This window comes from Pantoea sp. X-Soil-ISGK-285, assembly GCF_059730815.1.
This window is the reverse complement of record NZ_AP035939.1, coordinates 120,261-136,609: the sequence shown is the minus strand read 5'-3', so window position 1 is coordinate 136,609 and position 16,349 is coordinate 120,261. Positions and strand designations below refer to the sequence as shown.

Below are 16,349 nucleotides of genomic sequence, written 5' to 3'. Positions count from 1 at the left end.
TGGCACATTTGATGCAAAGCTGGTGTGAAACCAACTTACGCTAACAGGGCATCAAATGAACATTCTTGTAAAAAACAATATTTTTTGGGTCGGCAAACGTGACTGGGAAGTTGAGCACTTTCACGGCAAAGAGTACAAGATGCAGCGGGGCACCAGCTATAACAGCTACCTTATTCGCGAAGCAAAGAACGTCCTGATCGATACTGTTGATCTGAAATTTCGCACTGATTTTGTTAAAAATCTGGCAGAAGAAATTGATCTGAAAAAAATCGATGCCATCGTAATTAACCATGCCGAAGAAGACCATTCTGGCGCACTCGCCGAACTGCTGGCGCTGATCCCAGGCACGCCGATTTACTGCACTGCTAATGGTGTCGATTCCATTAATGGTCATCACCACCATCCTGAATGGAATTTTAACGTGGTTAAAACCGGTGATTCGCTTGATCTCGGCAACGGCAAAAAACTGATTTTTGTTGAAACCCCAATGTTGCACTGGCCGGACAGCATGATGACTTACATGACCGGGGACGCCGTGCTGTTCAGTAATGACGCCTTCGGCCAGCATTATTGCGATGAACATCTGTTTAACGATGAAGTTGACCAACACGAACTGTTTGACCAATGTCAGCGCTATTTTTCCAACATTCTGACGCCTTTTGCACGTCTGGTTACCCCAAAAATCAATGAGATACTCGGATTTAATTTGCCGGTTAGTATGATTGCGACCTCGCACGGCGTGGTGTGGCGCGATAATCCAACGCAGATTATAGAGCTGTACCTGCAATGGGCTGCGGATTACCAGGAAGATCGCATCACTCTGTTCTACGACACCATGTCTAACAATACCCGCATGATGGCGGATGCTATCGCCGAGGGCATCCGCGAAACCGATCCTCGCGTTGCCGTGAAGGTTTACAACGTCTCCACCCACGACAAAAACGAAATCATTACCTCCTGCTTCCGTTCCAAGGGCATTCTGGTCGGTTCCTCCACCATGAACAATGTGATGATGCCGAAGGTGGCGGGCATGCTGGAAGAGATTACCGGCCTGAAATTCCGCAATAAACGCGCCTCCGCGTTCGGTTCTTATGGCTGGACCGGCGGAGCAGTGGATCGCGTAGCCACCCGCCTGCAGGATGCCGGTTTTGATATGACGATTGCGCTCAAAACTAAGTGGCGTCCCGACCTCTCCGCGCTGGAAGAGTGCCGCGAGCATGGCCGCAAAATCGCCCGTGAATGGGCGCTCATGCCGCTGCCGGTAGCCGTCGTCGCAGCGAATAATGCCGCTGCGGTTATGGCAGCCTCCGTGCCCATAAACCAGGATGGCGTCGGCGTGGTAGAAGCGGGTGAGAACATCGGACAGAAAATGATTTGTACGGTTTGTCAGTGGGTTTACGACCCGGCCGAGGGCGAACCAAATCAGGATGTCGCACCAGGAACCGCATGGGAAGCCGTACCAGACGATTTCTTATGTCCTGGATGCGCGCTGGGTAAATCCGTGTTCGATCCTTACGAGGACTGAGTCTATGTCAGCAGACATTGTGGTGATTGGCTCAGGTTTCGCCGCCCGCCAGCTGGTCAAAAACATCCGGCTTCTGGACAAAAATGTGCCGATTCGCATCATTGCTGCCGACAGCTGTGATGAATATAACAAACCCGAACTCAGTCATGTTTTCAGTATGGGTTATCGCGCTGAGGCACTCACTCGACAAGCAGCAGCAGACTGGGCGGAAAGCCAGAACATCATGCTGCATCCTTTTACCGTAGTTTCGCGCATTGATACGGCTGCACACATTATCACCACCAGCGCGGGCGATTACATCTATGGCAAGCTGGTACTTGCCACCGGTGCCGAGGCTATCGTACCGGAGATAGAAGGCAGTGATCTGATCTTCACGCTGAACAGTCAGCAGGAATACCGACGGTATGACAAAGTGCTTATTGATGCGCATCAAATACTGATAGTCGGCGGTGGCCTAATCGGCACAGAACTCGCAATGGATTTTAACCGTGCTGGTAAAGCAGTAACGGTAATGGATCGAAGTAACAGCCTTCTTTCAACGCTGTTACCACCGGAAATCAGTGCTCGGCTGCAAAACCGTTTAACGAACAACGGGGTAGAATTTATGTTGAGGCATGAACTCATCCAGGTCTCCCGGCATAATGATTTACTGGAGGCAAGTTTCAGTAACGGACAAAGAAAGACCTTTGACGCCGTGGTGTGTGCCATTGGCTTACGCCCTAATCTTACGCTGGCGAAGAGTGGTGGGATTAAGACACGTCATGGGATTGTAGTTGATGACACTCTTGCCACGTCGGTTGCCGATGTCTATGCACTGGGTGATTGTGCAGAAATACAGGGGAAACCGATGCCCTATCTGCAACCAGCAGCCCTTGCGGCAATGACGCTGGCTAAAAACCTTACCGGCCACAACGCCAAACTGATGCTACCAGCCATGTTGATCAAGATTAAAACGCCGGATATGCCGCTTCAGCTGGCGGGCGATCCAGCGAATGCTGCTTATCATTGGGAAATGGCGCTATCCCCGGCAGGCATAATTGCTCAAGGCCGTGACGAAGACGGTGCACTACGGGCATTTGTTGTCAGTGAAGATCATATGAAGCTTGCATTCAGTATGTTGAAGGACATTAAGCTACCGGGCACATCTTAATCAAAGCATTTTATTACCAGATGGTCGGACGCATTTATTTTCGATTAATAAATCGTCGATTTTGCTTACACCAAACAGGCCGGTTTTCCCCGGCCTTTGCTTTCAACTCAATACCAAAGGATGTGACATGATGAATATGCCTGAAGCCCCGGCAGTAACTAATATTACCCTTCATAACCCGTCGTCCTGCACTTGTGGCAGAATAATTTGGTTATCAATGCACTGTGATCTCTTCGCAATGAACATTGGAACAAGCGGCAATGATGCGCGAATTAGTGCAAGTATCGGGACGTTTTCGCAGAGTAAAACTTTCCCGCCCGAAATGCTCAAGGACGCCGTTGCAACAATATTTTGGGAGATGTGGAATCTCTGGGAACCCGCAGAAGGCATAAAGGTTGTGGCTGAAGGATAGAAAAAATAGAAATGATACTGATGCGTCCACATGCGCTCTTTACAGAACCATCACTATAATTTTAAGAACAACATTATTTCCCATAAAGAAAATAGCCAGCGCCACAACGTCAATGTTAATTCCCTGGCCGTATTTTCTATAAGCTCCGGTTAATGCCAGAAGCGGAAATTAACAAGGAGGGGTATTTCGCAGACTCCCATAGAGAAATTAAAAATATGATAACGCGTAAACCCAAGCGGGATGTCAATCTTCAATCAGCATCCCCTTCAGGAGAACCCACGGACAATACTTTCCAGTGGTTAACAACCATGATTGCCTTATTTTTTCAAGTTATTCGTGTACGCGCCGGCAGCAGCGTCACGTGTCTGGCCTGCCGGGGAATTCCACTGAAAACCTGTCTTTGCCTCGATACCCGGCCATAGCCGTTGCTAGTCGGTGTAATCTTCCCGCGGATGAAAAAACATTGGCGCTTCCCGCTCAATATGCCGCAGCCGTGTAGCCCACTTTTCCAGACAGGCCTCTCTGATTTCCTGCGACGTATTATCTGCCATCCACGCCATAAAATTGTCTTTACAGCCCCTTTAAACGACTGCGATTCCGGGTGGGCAAAAACGATTAGAACTTTCAGGGATTTCTCCCTGTTGAACGACGACGCGCAGCAGACCGGTCCAGCTTAGTGATAAACCACGGCCAGCCGCTGACAATAACGATCCCACTCAGGATAAGCAGCGTGCCCCAGATGAAGCCCGGCTGAGGCTGCTCGTCGAGAAACAGCATTCCCGCCAGGACACCGAAAACCGGCGTCATGAACGACAATACGCCGAGCTGTGAGGCCAGATAGGTTTTCATCAGGCTGAACCAGGTCAGGTAGCTGGCAAACCCGACAATAAAAATCTGGAAAAGCAAGCTCAGGCTTCCGGTGACTCCAGGCCTGAAATGAAGCTGTCCGCTGAACAGTGCGTACATAAAGAGTAAAATGCAGGCACCTGTGAGCTGATAAAACAGTGTATGTGTTGCCGGTGCCTGGCTCAGCGCAGTACAGCGCACCACGACAGTGGTAGCTCCCCATGCCAGTCCAGCCAGCAGGCCCATCACATCTCCAGTCAGCATTCTCACTGTGTCGCCGGTGCTGCTGCTCCCGGACAGGAATGCCACCGCAATCCCAATGAACGCGACAACGATGCCTCCCCATTGTGCAGGCATGAGCCGCTCATCAGGATGAAAAAGCTGCAGACCGACAGCGGCAAAGGCAGGCGCAGTGTAGAGAAAAACCGCCATATGGGAGGCAGAGGTATAGCGGAGCCCCTCAGCAACAAACAGGAACTCCAGTGCAAACAGCAGCCCGACCACACATCCAGCCATCAGATAAGGGCGGGACTGACGCAGCGACTCTTTTTTGCAGGTCATTACGACCAGCACAAGCAGAGCGGCAATGCCGGAGCGGAGAGCTACCTGTAACACGGGCGAAATTTCTTCTGCCACGCCTTTGATAGCGACCTGCTGTACTCCCCATATGATGCAGAGCACCGTCATTATTGCGCTTGCGCGCAGATCCGCATTTTTTCGCCTGAACGTCATCTCTGCCTCCTGAAAAAATTCAGTATGGCAGTGACGTGGATAGAGCATATAGTGTGAAAAGGACATCCTGTAGTGTAAAACAGCAGGAAAATACAGGAATCAATCGGGTTCAGTCATGCTAAACAAAAAGCTTATTTCTCCCCCCTTCACACATGAACTACCCGGCCCGGCATGGTTCAGGGTGGCTGACATGCCCGCCGGGGCTACCTATCCCGTGCACTCGCACCCCTGGGGTGAGTTTGTCTTTTCCTTCAGCGGAGTTATGGAAGTCAGGCTGGAAGGCGATCACCTCACTGCCCCGGCTAACTATGGTATCTGGCTGCCGCCGGGCGTCGTACATGAAGGGCTGAACCGCTACTCTGCTACCCACTGTTCACTTTACCTGATGCCTGAACTCTGCCTGGGCATGCCTGAAGTGCCCTGCACACTGCAGGTAAATCCTCTTACGATTGCCCTGCTTGAACATCTCCGGCTGCATCCTCTTCTGTCGCCGCTTTCTGAGGAAAACCATCGGCTCCTCGACGTGCTCCGTGACCAGTTGAAAAGAGCACAGCGTTATAAAAATTTTCTGCCCTACACTGATGATCCACTGCTCAAGGGGATTCTGGAAAAACTCGAAAAAAATCTGGCGGATGATACGCCGCTGGCAGAACTGGCTTCTTCATCAGGCACGACAATAAGAACGCTTAACCGGAAATGTCAGGAGGCACTGGGTATGCCGCTGAACGAGTGGCGTCAGCGGATGCGCGTGGTAAAAGCCATGCACCTGCTGGAAAAAGGTGGAAAAGTGGAAAGTGTAGCCTTCGAAGTCGGCTATAACAGCGCGTCGTCGTTTATTGCCATGTTTCAAAGGCAAACGGGGATCACACCCGGACAGGCGATATGTTCACGATCTTCATTTTGAATGCAGCGTTGTTGCCTGTGAGAAAATAACGGATCCTGATTCGGGTGATGTAATGATATGGGTGCTTCTATTTGCGCTCACACCAGATGCAACAGCCTTGTTGTTTGTCGGTTTTGTGCCAGACGCAGATATTTATTACAACGCGGTGTATTCATCGATTAATTGCACCAATTCACTTTCAATCTTTATGCATCAGCCTGGTCAGCATCTCGCAGAAGGCCTCGCTTGCTGGATTAACGCGGTGTTTATTCAGGCGTAGCAGGCAATCGACCGACGGCAGAGGCATCAATTTCTCAAGTTCAGGCACATTACAAATGGCTTTATCAACACTGTATTGATTGAGTATTCCCACACCCAGCCCGGTGGTTATCGCCGCAAGCATACCTGCTACTGAAGGACACTCCAGCATCACAGCAAATGAAATATTTGCCTGCCGAAGTTTCTCCTCAGCCAGATTACGATAATAGCAATCCGGTCCCCAGGTAATAAGCTTCAGGCTCTTATCCGAGTCATGTCGCCAGGCAGGCGTTGCATACCAGTATAATTTTTCACTCCACAATACCGTATCTTCCGTCGATGCCGTGCCCGTGAAATCCTGATGTAAAATGATCTCCAGACTTCCTTCAGAAAAATGCTGACGCAGGAGATGACTTTGCTCCACCACCAGTTGTATATCCATCTCTGGATGGTGGTGAGTGAAGGTTGAAATCACCCCGCATATTTCAGTCATTGAGATGTGTTCAGTGACCCCAATTCGCAGCTTGCCACGCAGCGCCGAAGGCGAAAAATAGGCTACGGCATGATCGTGTTCAGTGAGTATTTTTTCCGCATGTTGCAGCAGAACGCTGCCCTTTTCTGTCGGAACGGCTTTTCCGGCGATTCGCGTTAGTAGCTGGCATTGAAGTTGATCCTCAAGCCGTCTGAGCTTCCAGCTTACAGCGGACTGGCTCAGGTTGAGGAGTAATGCGGCCTTACTCATATTGCCCGTTTGCAGCACGGTCCGGAACACTCTGAGTGAGTCAACGGAGAGTCGTTTATTCATTTTTGTATGACAAAAGTAGGATTGCAGCGGGAAATAATGTCACTGGTGTCATATTCAGTCAACGGATAGCCTGACTGAAACAAACACAACGGAGAAAGCCGATGCCCGCTAATAACCCATTACTGAATGACGACGTTCTGATAAATGGTTGTCGCATTGCGACCGGAGTCCATGGTTCAGGAACACCTCTGGTGCTGGTTCATGGCACGCCCGCACACTCAATAATCTGGCAGTCACTGGTGCCGGTATTTGTCGATGCGGGTTTCCACGTTCATCTGTATGACCTGGCTGGGTTTGGCGCGTCAGAGCGCCCTTTGACGGCTGATACCTCGGTTGCCGCTCAAGTCGTTTTTCTGCTGAAACTGCTTGAACACTGGCAGCTCGAAAAAACAGATCTTTTTGGTCACGATATAGGCGGGGCCATTTCACTCAGACTGGCGTTCGACAACCCATCCCTTCTGAAGACGCTTACGATTGCGGATATTCCGAGCTACGATTCCTGGCCTTCGCCCACATGGAAAGATATGCGGGATCACTATGCGGATTATGCGCTGATCCCCGCCACTGAGCATTACCGCGCGATGTGTCGCCAGTTAAAGATGGCTGTTTTTAATAAGGATCGTATGACAGAGCAGCGGCTGGATAGTTATCTTGCACCGCTTTGTGGTGTGGTAGGGCAGCCTTCATTTTATCAGCATCAGGTTGCGCACTATAATGAGTGTTACACCAGTGACTTTGCAGAAAAATTGCCGCAACTCCGGCTGCCAGTACAGATTTTATGGGGCGCCGAAGATGAATGGCAACCCGTTGAGTATGCAAGGCGTTTGCAGCGCGACATCGTCTCTTCCACGCTGCATATCTTTGAACAGGCCGGACACTTTTTAATGGAAGATGCCCCCTTGCCAGTCGCCGCACAGGTAATTGATTTTGTTAATCAACATAATATGAGGTAGAGCCATGATCCTTATCGGAATGCTGGATTCACCCTATGTCAGACGGGTTGCTATTTACATGAAAGTATTGGGTATTCAATTCGAGCATCGCCCGCTTTCGGTATTCGGCGATTTTGATGCCTTAACGAAAATTAACCCGGCCGTTAAAGTTCCAACGCTTATCACAGATGATAATCAGGTGCTGATCGATTCCACACTAATCATTCATTACCTTGAGAAATATTGCGGTCATTCGCCTGCACCTACATCAGCGTCCGGCGTGGAAGAGTTCCGGGATCTGCATCTTACCGGCTTCGCCCTGGCCGCCTGCGAAAAAGCGGTGCAGATTGTGTACGAACAGCGTCTCAGGCCGGAAGAAAAACAGCATCAGCCCTGGGTGGATCGCGTAACTCAACAACTGCATGGTGCCTGGCAGACGCTGGAGAACGGGCTGCGGGAAAGTCATCCTGACATGCTGTCCGTGGCCGGTATCAGCATCGCAGTGGCCTGGAGTTTTACAGAATTGATGCTGCCGGATACCGTCAGCCGTGCGCTGTACCCGGAACTGGCCGGGTTTACATTGCTGGCCGAACAGCGACCGGAATTTCTGGCAACACCTTTGATTTAATGAGGATGGGTTTTGTATATAAGAGCCCAATGATGCCTTACCTAATGTATAAAGAACTTATAGCTTTAGAATTAGTCGATAGCAAAAGGTGACTCAATGAGCACCAATTGAATATCTTCATACAATATAAATAACTCTTAATAATCTACTAAAGGCAAATAAACGTAACATCCGCTTTTTGCATATAACGGGCAATGCTCTGCTCTATGCCAGAAACGGACGTTTATGATTTTGAATTAAGCATAAAAGTGCATACGATTTCAGAAAGCATTAACTTCCCGATACGGATTACAGAGACAGGCCTGACTCAGCAATAAAAACGATAAAGCAGCGTATTCTCGATGAGAGATATCGGCTGGCCGGCCAGAGTGCCGAGAAATACCCCTGCCTGGTACAGTAACCGGGCAATACCTCTTTCAGTTGCCCCGAATCCAAAGATTCACGTACGACAAAATCGGGCACATAGCTGATACCCATACTGACTGGTCTGCTACACGGATAACAACAATATATGAGTCAGCACCTGATGTCATACTGATGGCTTACGGTTAAACGTGACGGCCGGATTGAGAAATGAGCGATTGAAGAGCGCGAAAAATCTTAAACTTAATCTGATGTTCATCCTGTTAAGTGGCTGAAACACACAGCTAACGCGTTGCGCATATAGATAAATGCATTCCCCACTGGAACGATTAACCTGCCACCTGCTGGCCTTTCCTTAAGTCAAATCCGCACCCCACCGCCATGATCGGGTTACACGTCAGTTATTGATAGTACCAGCGAAAACTGGAGTGAAAATAACGCGCGTTATCGTAACCTTAGAACTCTACATTTTTCATTCAAAAACAGTAACTTCTCCTCTGATTACAGTTCGCCTATGCTGGCTGCTCATTAAATTTCACTTCAGAAGGATCTGTTATGTTTGTTGTGCCCGCATCCTACAGTGCAGAGGCTGTTGAGTGCCTTTATGAAGTCATCGGCATACTCAACCTGAACGGCGTACGCTGCCACGTTATCTTTGACAGTCAGGCATCCCGCGCCGCAGTGATCCAGGCGGACGCGACAGAGGAACATGGCGAAATGCGCCATCCTGTGCTGGCCGTGTTGGAAATGGAACGCGTAACGAGTATCAACACCATACTGCGCATCAAATCGTTCTGGACCGATTCCGAGGGCGCTCAATCAGGTGTGGAACCAGGCACGCTGGCAAAAGCGTTGTATAAAGCGCTGACAACAAAGAAACATATCACGCTGGTGGGATTGTAGGCATTCTGAAGCCCGTGAAGTACGGGCTGTAACAGTCAGATGTTGAGAGAGATACACGCCGGAGATGAGCATGATAATTTCACAGGTGCACAAGAGTGCTTAATGCTGATCCACGCATTCTGCCTGATCGGGCGTCCGATGCCCGTGGGAAGATTCCGCTTTATTATTGACGTGTTGATACTGCTCTGTGTGAAGACACAGAGAATGCCTTGCTGAAGTCCCGGATGCGTTCCTCACGGCCCACGGCAAGGGCAAACAGCACGCCACCCACAATAGAGAACAGCCCCAGAACACCCCATGCCAGCGTCATATCACTACCGCCACCCAGATGCTTGAGGTATCCGGCAACAAGGGGGCCGCCAAACTGTCCAATGAAGTTGCTGCATGCGCCGACAAAAGCCACCGCAGGAACCGCTTTCTTTGTCGGGAGAATTTCAGTCAGCCTGACGTAAACCAGCGGCACCAGCATCTTCATTGTCAGGCCGACAAACATGAACAAACCTATCTGAGCCCAGTAATATGACAGCGGCACAAAAGCAGCAGCCAGTAATGCCACACCACAGAGGACGGTGGGAATAGCGGCATGTAGTCGTCGCTCCTGGTTGTACTTATCTGAACGCCGGGTGATGTACCAGATGCCCAGCATAGTCATCAGGAAAGGCATCCCGCTGATGAGACCGACCATAAATTCACTGAGCGTGCCATACCCTTTGAGAGCTGTCGGCAGCCAGAGCGTAAAGCCGTAAGCGAGCATGCTATGCAGGGAGTAGCCGATCAGCATCAGCCAGAGGGCCGGTATTTTGAGAATGGTCCACCAGGGATCGGATTTCTCATTCCTGTAGTTTGACTGCTCAGCCGCCAGGTCTTTCTGGATATAATCCCGATCTTCGGCACTCAGCCAGCTAGCGGCCTGAATACTTTTGGGTACCAGATAAAACCAGATGATGCAGAACAGCCAGGCCGGTGCACCTTCAATCACCATCATCAGGCGCCAGTTATGATGTGCAAGGATCCAGCCAGATATCGGACCGGCCAGAAACGCGCCCGCACCCAGGCTAAGATTCCAGATTCCGAATGCACGCCCCCGCTCAGGCTTCATAAACCACTGGGCCAGGAACATGGCCGTGGCGGCCTGAATTGGACCTTCAGCGATGCCCAGTAAGAAACGGATCGCTACCAGTTCACCGAAGTTACGCGTCAGGCCGGTAAGCATTGCGCAGGCCCCAAACAGAAACAGGCTGATACCTATTATTTTCCGTGATCCAAAACGGAGAGCCAGCCATCCTGCAGTAAATTGTGTGGCGACGTAACCCCAGGCAAATGCGCCGCCAAGCCAGCCGGCTTCAACAGGACTCAGGCCCATTTCAGCTGTTATATGGGGCAGCGCCATGCCTATATTCACCCGATCAAAAAATGAAATGGTATACATGATGAATACGGCAGGTAATATGATTGTCCAGCGTTTATTTCCGATAAGCGCATTACCCTTAAGAGTTTTCTCACTCATAATAACTTCCTCATTTAACACTGTGGCAGGGGGAGGAAATGCTGACTTCAAATCCATCTGAATATCAGTCAAAATTTTTTTTATTCATTACCCGACGTAAATAACGGAGAAATGAGCAGTCTGAAAATAAAAGGCGCGGATAAACAGGCAAAACTCCAGAATTCATTATTGGTTCTAATTGACTGATATTTATGAAAATTTCTAGTGAAAATTTAACCCGATAAAAACATCTGAATATCGATAACTCAACGGATGGCTGATATACCCCCAGGCAGAGTTTATGCTTAAATCAAAGTCAGCTCTTCAACCAGAAATTATTAACAATGCTACCGTTTGCCAGTTCAATAACGCCCTCTCCTCTCAGATTCAGATAAATTTATTCTCGCTGAGGTGTCAGGTTAATTAAGAGATTGATATTTTCCCGCAGCCCCTCGGCTTAACGAGGGGCGCAGTGATATTAAACGTGCCGTAATGAAAGCGAAAACTTATTCAGCCAGCGCCCGCATTTCTTTAATAAGGTCTGATTTGCCTTCGAAACCGACACCCGGCAGTTCAGGCATAATAATATGGCCATCTTCAACTTTTACCGAGTCCGGGAAACCGCCGTAAGGCTGGAACAGATCAGGATAGCTTTCGTTACCACCCAGACCGAGGCCGGCGGCGATGTTCAGGGACATCTGATGGCCGCCATGAGGTATGCAGCGTGACGGTGACCAGCCAAACTGCTCCAGCACATCCAGTGTGCGCAGATACTCAACCAGCCCATAGGAGAGCGCGCAGTCAAATTGCAGATAGTCGCGATCCGGACGCATACCGCCATATCGCAGCAGGTTTCGCGCGTCCTGATGTGAAAAGAGGTTTTCGCCCGTTGCCATTGCGCCTGGATAGAACTCCGACAGGGCTGCCTGCAGAGAATAATCGAGCGGATCGCCAACCTCTTCGTACCAAAAGAGCGGGAATTCACGCAGCATTTTTGCGTAGGCAATACCGGTTTCCAGATCAAAGCGACCATTAGCATCAACGGCGAGGCGCGCTTCGCTGCCGATTTCCTCCAGTACGGCCTCAATACGGCGTCGGTCTTCGTCCAGAGAGGCACCACCGATTTTCATTTTCACAACGTTATAGCCGCGGTTCAGGTAGCCACGCATTTCCTGTCGCAGTGCGCCAAGGTCTTTACCTGGATAGTAATAACCCCCAGCTGCATAGACGAAGACGCGCGGATTAGCCTCAACGCCCTTCATTTCGGCCAGCAGGCGGAACAGTGGCTTGTTTGCGATTTTTGCCGTTGCATCCCAGATGGCCATGTCCAGGGTTCCCACCGCAACAGAACGCTCGCCATGACCGCCAGGCTTTTCGTTACTCATCATCACGGCCCAGACTTTATGCGGATCCAGGTTGTTACCTTTGGCATTCAGCAGGCTTTCAGGATCGGCTTCCAGGATGCGATCGCGGAAGCGTTCCCGGATCAGGCCACCCTGGCCATAACGGCCGTTAGAGTTAAAGCCGTATCCCACTACACGGCGCCCGTCGACTTCAACATCTGTCACAACGGCGACCAGGCTTGTCGTCATCTTGCTGAAATCGATGTACGCGTTACGAATAGGGGAAGCAATGGGTTTGGTAATTTCTACAACATCAAGGATGCGCATGATCTCTCCGGTAGTTCTCAGTCAAAGACTGTTTTACTAAAATACCTACGCAATCAGTTATGTCATGCCATCTGTTTATCGGCATTCATCAGCATAATGAAGTGACGTAGTGTAAGGGACCTGATTGTCCTGTCTGCTATTATCCTAAGCAGTACAAGGATTACGTTCTAATGCCAAAGAGGCAGCCTGTAATGCAAAATCGGCATCACCTGGAGTTAACCTGGCTTGAAGACTGTATTGCGCTGGCGCAATCACTCAATTTTTCCCGAGCGGCAGCTTCACGATATGTGACACAGCCTGCATTCAGCCGCAGAATCGTCTCGCTTGAAGAGTGGCTTGGCACGCCGATTTTTGAAAGAAACCGTCGGGGTGTCAGCCTGACCCGCGCCGGAGAGGTTTTCGTCAGGCAGGTGCCGGAACTTATTCGTGCGCTTTATACACTGAGAAGTGAATCTATCGAGGCCGCAGGAGAAGCCCGACCGGATGTTATTTTTTCCGCCACGCACGCGCTGTCATTTTCTTTTTTTCCGGCACTGATGCGTAACAACGAAAAAATTGCCCGCTTCGGATCTTTTCGACTGTTATCAGACTCATTAAGTGCCTGCGAACGCATGATTGAGAAAGGTGACGCGCAATTTCTGCTTTCTTATTACCATCCTCATATGCACATTCATCTCGATCAGTCGAAATATCTCAGCGTCCGGCTTGGACAGGAAATTTTACAGCCGTATTCACGATGCGATCCGACAACGCGTGAGCCTCTATTCCATGCGTCAGGCGGTAAGAAGTTTCCTTTCCTCTCCTATTCTGCTGAATCCGGCCTGGGCCGCATCCTGTCTAATACCTCACAGGTTAACCGGGCCAGACGCGGAATGGATATTGCCTTCACGGCCGATCTTGCTGCCACCTTACTCGCCATGGTCAAAGCCGGAGACGGCATCGCATGGCTGCCGGAAACACTGGCAGCGCCGGATGTTGATGCTGGCTCGATTGCCGTAGCAGCTAATAACGAGAGCGCACTCTGGATACCCATAGAGATCCGGCTGTTCAGACCCGCAGCGAGGATGTCCCGAGCGGTAGAAGCGTTGTGGGAAATTTTCTTAGATGGCCAGATCTGAGCGGCAAACCATTTTGCGCCGATCGCGACAACATCTGAAAGGGATAAAGCGAGAACACACCAGAACCACAAGCTGACGCTCTAAGTGGCCTGACAAGCAGAGTAGCACAAACTACCCATATCAATATAAACACCGCTTGCCTTCATGCGACCGACCGGAGATTAACTAGCTTGCGCTGCGGTTTCCCGGTTTTCACGCATGACATCGACTGGGTAAGACGTCCCAGGCACTATAAGCAGGTAATCGGGATAACCGATGATGGGAATGAAATCGGGTATTAAATCAAGTGGGTTAAACAGTATAGGCTGCGACAGTCAACGCCAGCACTTCAGCGAGCATCGGCGTGCGGAGATCGCGGGCGGCAAGCCATACCGCGTGCAGTCCCGTTTGATGTCTCACACCCATTGTCTGGTGTCAGCAATAAGTTTGATACTCACTAACAGGCATTAACTTATTGAGACGTGCTTACTTTACGCTTCCGCACAGTTGCTCTCTGACAGGCACAAGCTTCGTGCTGAAACTAAGCGCCGTTCTCTGTCACTCAACAACGTTCAGTGCATTAGCATCCCAGGCTTTCATCGCGGTTGATACCGCCGAATCGAGTTCATTGCCGGTTGCGCCATCACGGGCTTCAGTCGACAGGCCGATCTCAAAACTGTGAAGGGTCGTGGCCAGCGCGCGCACGTCGGTATCGAAAGCCAGGAGTCCCGCCTCTTTCGCTCTTGTGACACATCGCAAAAATCCCGCCCTGGTCCGATCGCGCTGCGCTGCCAGAATCTCACGAATGTGCTCGTTCGCTGGCGAACAGGTATTAACGGATAGCGCAATCAGGCAACCACTGGGATGCCCCTGTTCTGTCTGCATTTTTGCAGAACGACGCAACGCCAGTTCAATAGCGTCACGGGGTTCAAGCGTGTCATCCCATAGGCAATCGTTAACCTGACCAAAAGTCGTCATATAACAATCGACAACCTCCTCAAACAGCGCTTCTTTTGAACCAAACGCGGCGTAGAAACTTGGGGCGGTGATGCCGTTGCCGAGGTTTGACTTGAGCATGGCAAGCGAAGTGGACTCGTAACCATGCTGCCAGAAAAGGGTCATCGCCTGACGAATTGCCTCGTTCCGGTCAAATGTCCGTGGGCGTCCCATCTGAGCCATATCCGCTCCTTTTTCGCTTATCGTATATAAATACTAATCGATACATATATACTTGACAAGCCTCAGTGTAGCCTATACTTTCTGATATATACCGATCGGTATATATATTGTAAAACCCGTTATCCGGAGGGTTTCGCAATTTTTAGTCGTTACAAACTAAAAAAGGGGCCAACGTGCACGCCAATACAGTATTCAGTGAGACCACAACACAACGGGGTCTACCACTGGCTTCCCTGCTGGCATTTGCCATGACAGGCTTTATTGCCATCCTGACCGAGACCCTTCCGGCGGGTTTACTTCCGGAAATTGGAATGGGTCTTGACGTATCTCAGGTGATGGCGGGTCAGCTGGTCAGCATTTATGCGCTGGGTTCGCTACTCGCGGCAATCCCTCTGACGGTTCTGACCAGTGGCTGGCGTCGTAAAAAGGTACTATTACTCGCCGTAGGTACCTTCCTGATTTTCAACACTATTACCACCCTTTCGTTCAGTTACTGGCTGACGATGGCAGCCCGATTCATGTCGGGTGTGGCTGCAGGACTTGCATGGGGAATTCTGGCGGGCTATGCGCGACGCCTCGTTCCTGCTGAAATGCAGGGCCGCGCTCTCGCTATTGCTATGGTTGGAATACCGGTTGCCCTGTCCCTTGGAACCCCGGCTGGCGCATGGCTTGGCAGCATGATGGGATGGAGAGTCCCCTTTGGTATCATGGCAGCATTGGCAGTCATTCTGTTCATCTGGACATGGGTGGCGGTTCCTGACCTGCCGGGACAGCAGGCCGACCGCCGACTACCGGTATGGCAAGTTTTCCAGATGCCCGGAGTCAGACCTGTTCTGGCGGTTATCTTTCTATGGATGACGGCACACAATATTCTTTATACATTCATCGGACCGTTCCTGCAGTTGTCGGGGCTGACCGGAAATGTCGGGCTTATCTTGCTGATTTTTGGCATTGCGGCACTTATCGGCATCTGGATAACCGGGATGCTGGTGGATCGCCATCTGCGCAATCTGGTTCTGCTCAGTCTGGTGGCACTGGCGGCGGTTTCTGTGGCACTCGCCGCAGGCATGCGGGAACAGATTGTGGTCTTTGTGGCCGTCATCGTATGGGGATGGTCGTTTGGCGGCGCGTCAACTCAGATGCAGACGGCTGCCGCTGATGCGGCAGGCAATCATGTCGATGTCGTTCAGGCAATGGTTACAACTGCCTGGAATCTGGCTATCGCAAGCGGCGGCGTCATTGGTGGTCTGCTTCTCAATAATGCCGGTGCGGTATCTTTCCCATGGGCGCTACTGATCTTTATGGCTGTTGCGTTGATTATCGCCTGGTGCGCGAAAAAGCATGCTTTCAGGCCCGGTGCAAGAGAACCTTTAGTAAAATAGTGACTTCCAGGGACGTCCGGAACGGACGCCCTGTTTTGGCACCAACCGCCTGCTTTGAATATCTAAAAGAGACCTCAGTTATTTAAGTCGTCCATTTG

General features: G+C 50.6%; 15 protein-coding genes and 1 pseudogene. 9 read left to right on the top strand and 7 right to left on the bottom strand.

The genetic code is table 11. From position 1 onward, the window contains the following. The first annotated feature begins 55 nt into the window (after positions 1 to 55). The 3 genes from norV (at position 56) to AC6I8B_RS19930 (ending at position 3,087) form a co-directional block, all read left to right on the top strand. On the top strand, positions 56 to 1,525 hold the full coding sequence (gene norV / locus AC6I8B_RS19940) for an anaerobic nitric oxide reductase flavorubredoxin (RefSeq protein WP_157353147.1): 1,470 nt from the start codon (positions 56 to 58) through the stop codon (positions 1,523 to 1,525). A gap of 4 nt (positions 1,526 to 1,529) precedes the next feature. Continuing rightward, positions 1,530 to 2,675 (top strand): NADH:flavorubredoxin reductase NorW, encoded by a 1,146-nt coding sequence (gene norW, locus AC6I8B_RS19935; RefSeq protein ID WP_157353150.1) that lies wholly within the window; start codon positions 1,530 to 1,532, stop codon positions 2,673 to 2,675. A 127-nt stretch (positions 2,676 to 2,802) separates the two neighbouring features. Then, positions 2,803 to 3,087, top strand: coding sequence for a hypothetical protein (locus AC6I8B_RS19930; RefSeq protein WP_033787085.1), 285 nt, complete (start codon positions 2,803 to 2,805; stop codon positions 3,085 to 3,087). A 624-nt stretch (positions 3,088 to 3,711) separates the two neighbouring features. Here AC6I8B_RS19930 and AC6I8B_RS19925 read toward each other — a convergent pair. Beyond that, entirely contained in the window at positions 3,712 to 4,665 is a 954-nt protein-coding gene (locus AC6I8B_RS19925; RefSeq protein ID WP_157353152.1) for a DMT family transporter, read from the bottom strand. Between the two features lie 115 nt (positions 4,666 to 4,780). Here AC6I8B_RS19925 and AC6I8B_RS19920 point away from each other — a divergent pair, with 115 nt between their 5' ends. Then, the gene (locus tag AC6I8B_RS19920) at positions 4,781 to 5,569 is read left to right on the top strand and encodes an AraC family transcriptional regulator (protein WP_129063337.1); all 789 of its coding nucleotides are present in this window, start codon (positions 4,781 to 4,783) and stop codon (positions 5,567 to 5,569) included. A 178-nt stretch (positions 5,570 to 5,747) separates the two neighbouring features. On the opposite strand, the gene AC6I8B_RS19915 is transcribed toward AC6I8B_RS19920, so the two are convergent. Next, positions 5,748 to 6,611 carry a LysR family transcriptional regulator gene (locus AC6I8B_RS19915; protein WP_497816491.1) on the bottom strand — a complete coding sequence of 288 codons (864 nt, stop codon included), beginning with the start codon at positions 6,609 to 6,611 and terminating at the stop codon, positions 5,748 to 5,750. Between the two features lie 101 nt (positions 6,612 to 6,712). On the opposite strand from AC6I8B_RS19915, the gene AC6I8B_RS19910 reads away from it, so the two are divergent. Both AC6I8B_RS19910 and AC6I8B_RS19905 read left to right on the top strand, forming a co-directional pair. Then, a complete protein-coding gene (locus AC6I8B_RS19910) occupies positions 6,713 to 7,564 on the top strand; it encodes an alpha/beta fold hydrolase (RefSeq protein WP_497817776.1) in 852 nt (283 codons plus the stop codon). A gap of 4 nt (positions 7,565 to 7,568) precedes the next feature. Further along, entirely contained in the window at positions 7,569 to 8,171 is a 603-nt protein-coding gene (locus AC6I8B_RS19905; protein ID WP_033760594.1) for a glutathione S-transferase, read from the top strand. A 288-nt stretch (positions 8,172 to 8,459) separates the two neighbouring features. On the opposite strand, the pseudogene AC6I8B_RS19900 reads toward AC6I8B_RS19905, so the two are convergent. Then, positions 8,460 to 8,648 (bottom strand): annotated as a pseudogene (locus tag AC6I8B_RS19900) (LysR substrate-binding domain-containing protein); the annotation flags it as partial. A gap of 441 nt (positions 8,649 to 9,089) precedes the next feature. On the opposite strand from AC6I8B_RS19900, the gene AC6I8B_RS19895 reads away from it, so the two are divergent. Continuing rightward, a complete protein-coding gene (locus tag AC6I8B_RS19895) occupies positions 9,090 to 9,437 on the top strand; it encodes a hypothetical protein (protein WP_031591685.1) in 348 nt (115 codons plus the stop codon). 163 nt (positions 9,438 to 9,600) lie between these two features. Here the strand turns inward: AC6I8B_RS19895 and AC6I8B_RS19890 are convergent, their stop codons facing one another. After that, positions 9,601 to 10,944, bottom strand: a complete 1,344-nt coding sequence (locus tag AC6I8B_RS19890; RefSeq protein WP_157353160.1) for an MFS transporter — start codon at positions 10,942 to 10,944, stop codon at positions 9,601 to 9,603. A 485-nt stretch (positions 10,945 to 11,429) separates the two neighbouring features. Further along, a complete protein-coding gene (locus tag AC6I8B_RS19885) occupies positions 11,430 to 12,593 on the bottom strand; it encodes a mandelate racemase/muconate lactonizing enzyme family protein (RefSeq protein WP_157353162.1) in 1,164 nt (387 codons plus the stop codon). 191 nt (positions 12,594 to 12,784) lie between these two features. Here AC6I8B_RS19885 and AC6I8B_RS19880 point away from each other — a divergent pair, with 191 nt between their 5' ends. After that, positions 12,785 to 13,711, top strand: a complete 927-nt coding sequence (locus AC6I8B_RS19880) for a LysR family transcriptional regulator (protein ID WP_157353165.1) — start codon at positions 12,785 to 12,787, stop codon at positions 13,709 to 13,711. Positions 13,712 to 13,872: 161 nt separating this feature from the next. Here the strand turns inward: AC6I8B_RS19880 and AC6I8B_RS19875 are convergent, their stop codons facing one another. Both AC6I8B_RS19875 and AC6I8B_RS19870 read right to left on the bottom strand, forming a co-directional pair. After that, entirely contained in the window at positions 13,873 to 13,977 is a 105-nt protein-coding gene (locus AC6I8B_RS19875; protein WP_228312790.1) for a hypothetical protein, read from the bottom strand. A gap of 271 nt (positions 13,978 to 14,248) precedes the next feature. Beyond that, positions 14,249 to 14,869: a TetR/AcrR family transcriptional regulator gene (locus AC6I8B_RS19870; RefSeq protein WP_033773452.1), complete on the bottom strand. Its 621-nt coding sequence runs from the start codon at positions 14,867 to 14,869 to the stop codon at positions 14,249 to 14,251. A 173-nt stretch (positions 14,870 to 15,042) separates the two neighbouring features. On the opposite strand from AC6I8B_RS19870, the gene AC6I8B_RS19865 reads away from it, so the two are divergent. After that, complete coding sequence (locus AC6I8B_RS19865) at positions 15,043 to 16,251, top strand: MFS transporter (RefSeq protein ID WP_022624386.1); 1,209 nt, start codon at positions 15,043 to 15,045, stop codon at positions 16,249 to 16,251. The last annotated feature ends 98 nt before the right edge of the window (positions 16,252 to 16,349 follow it).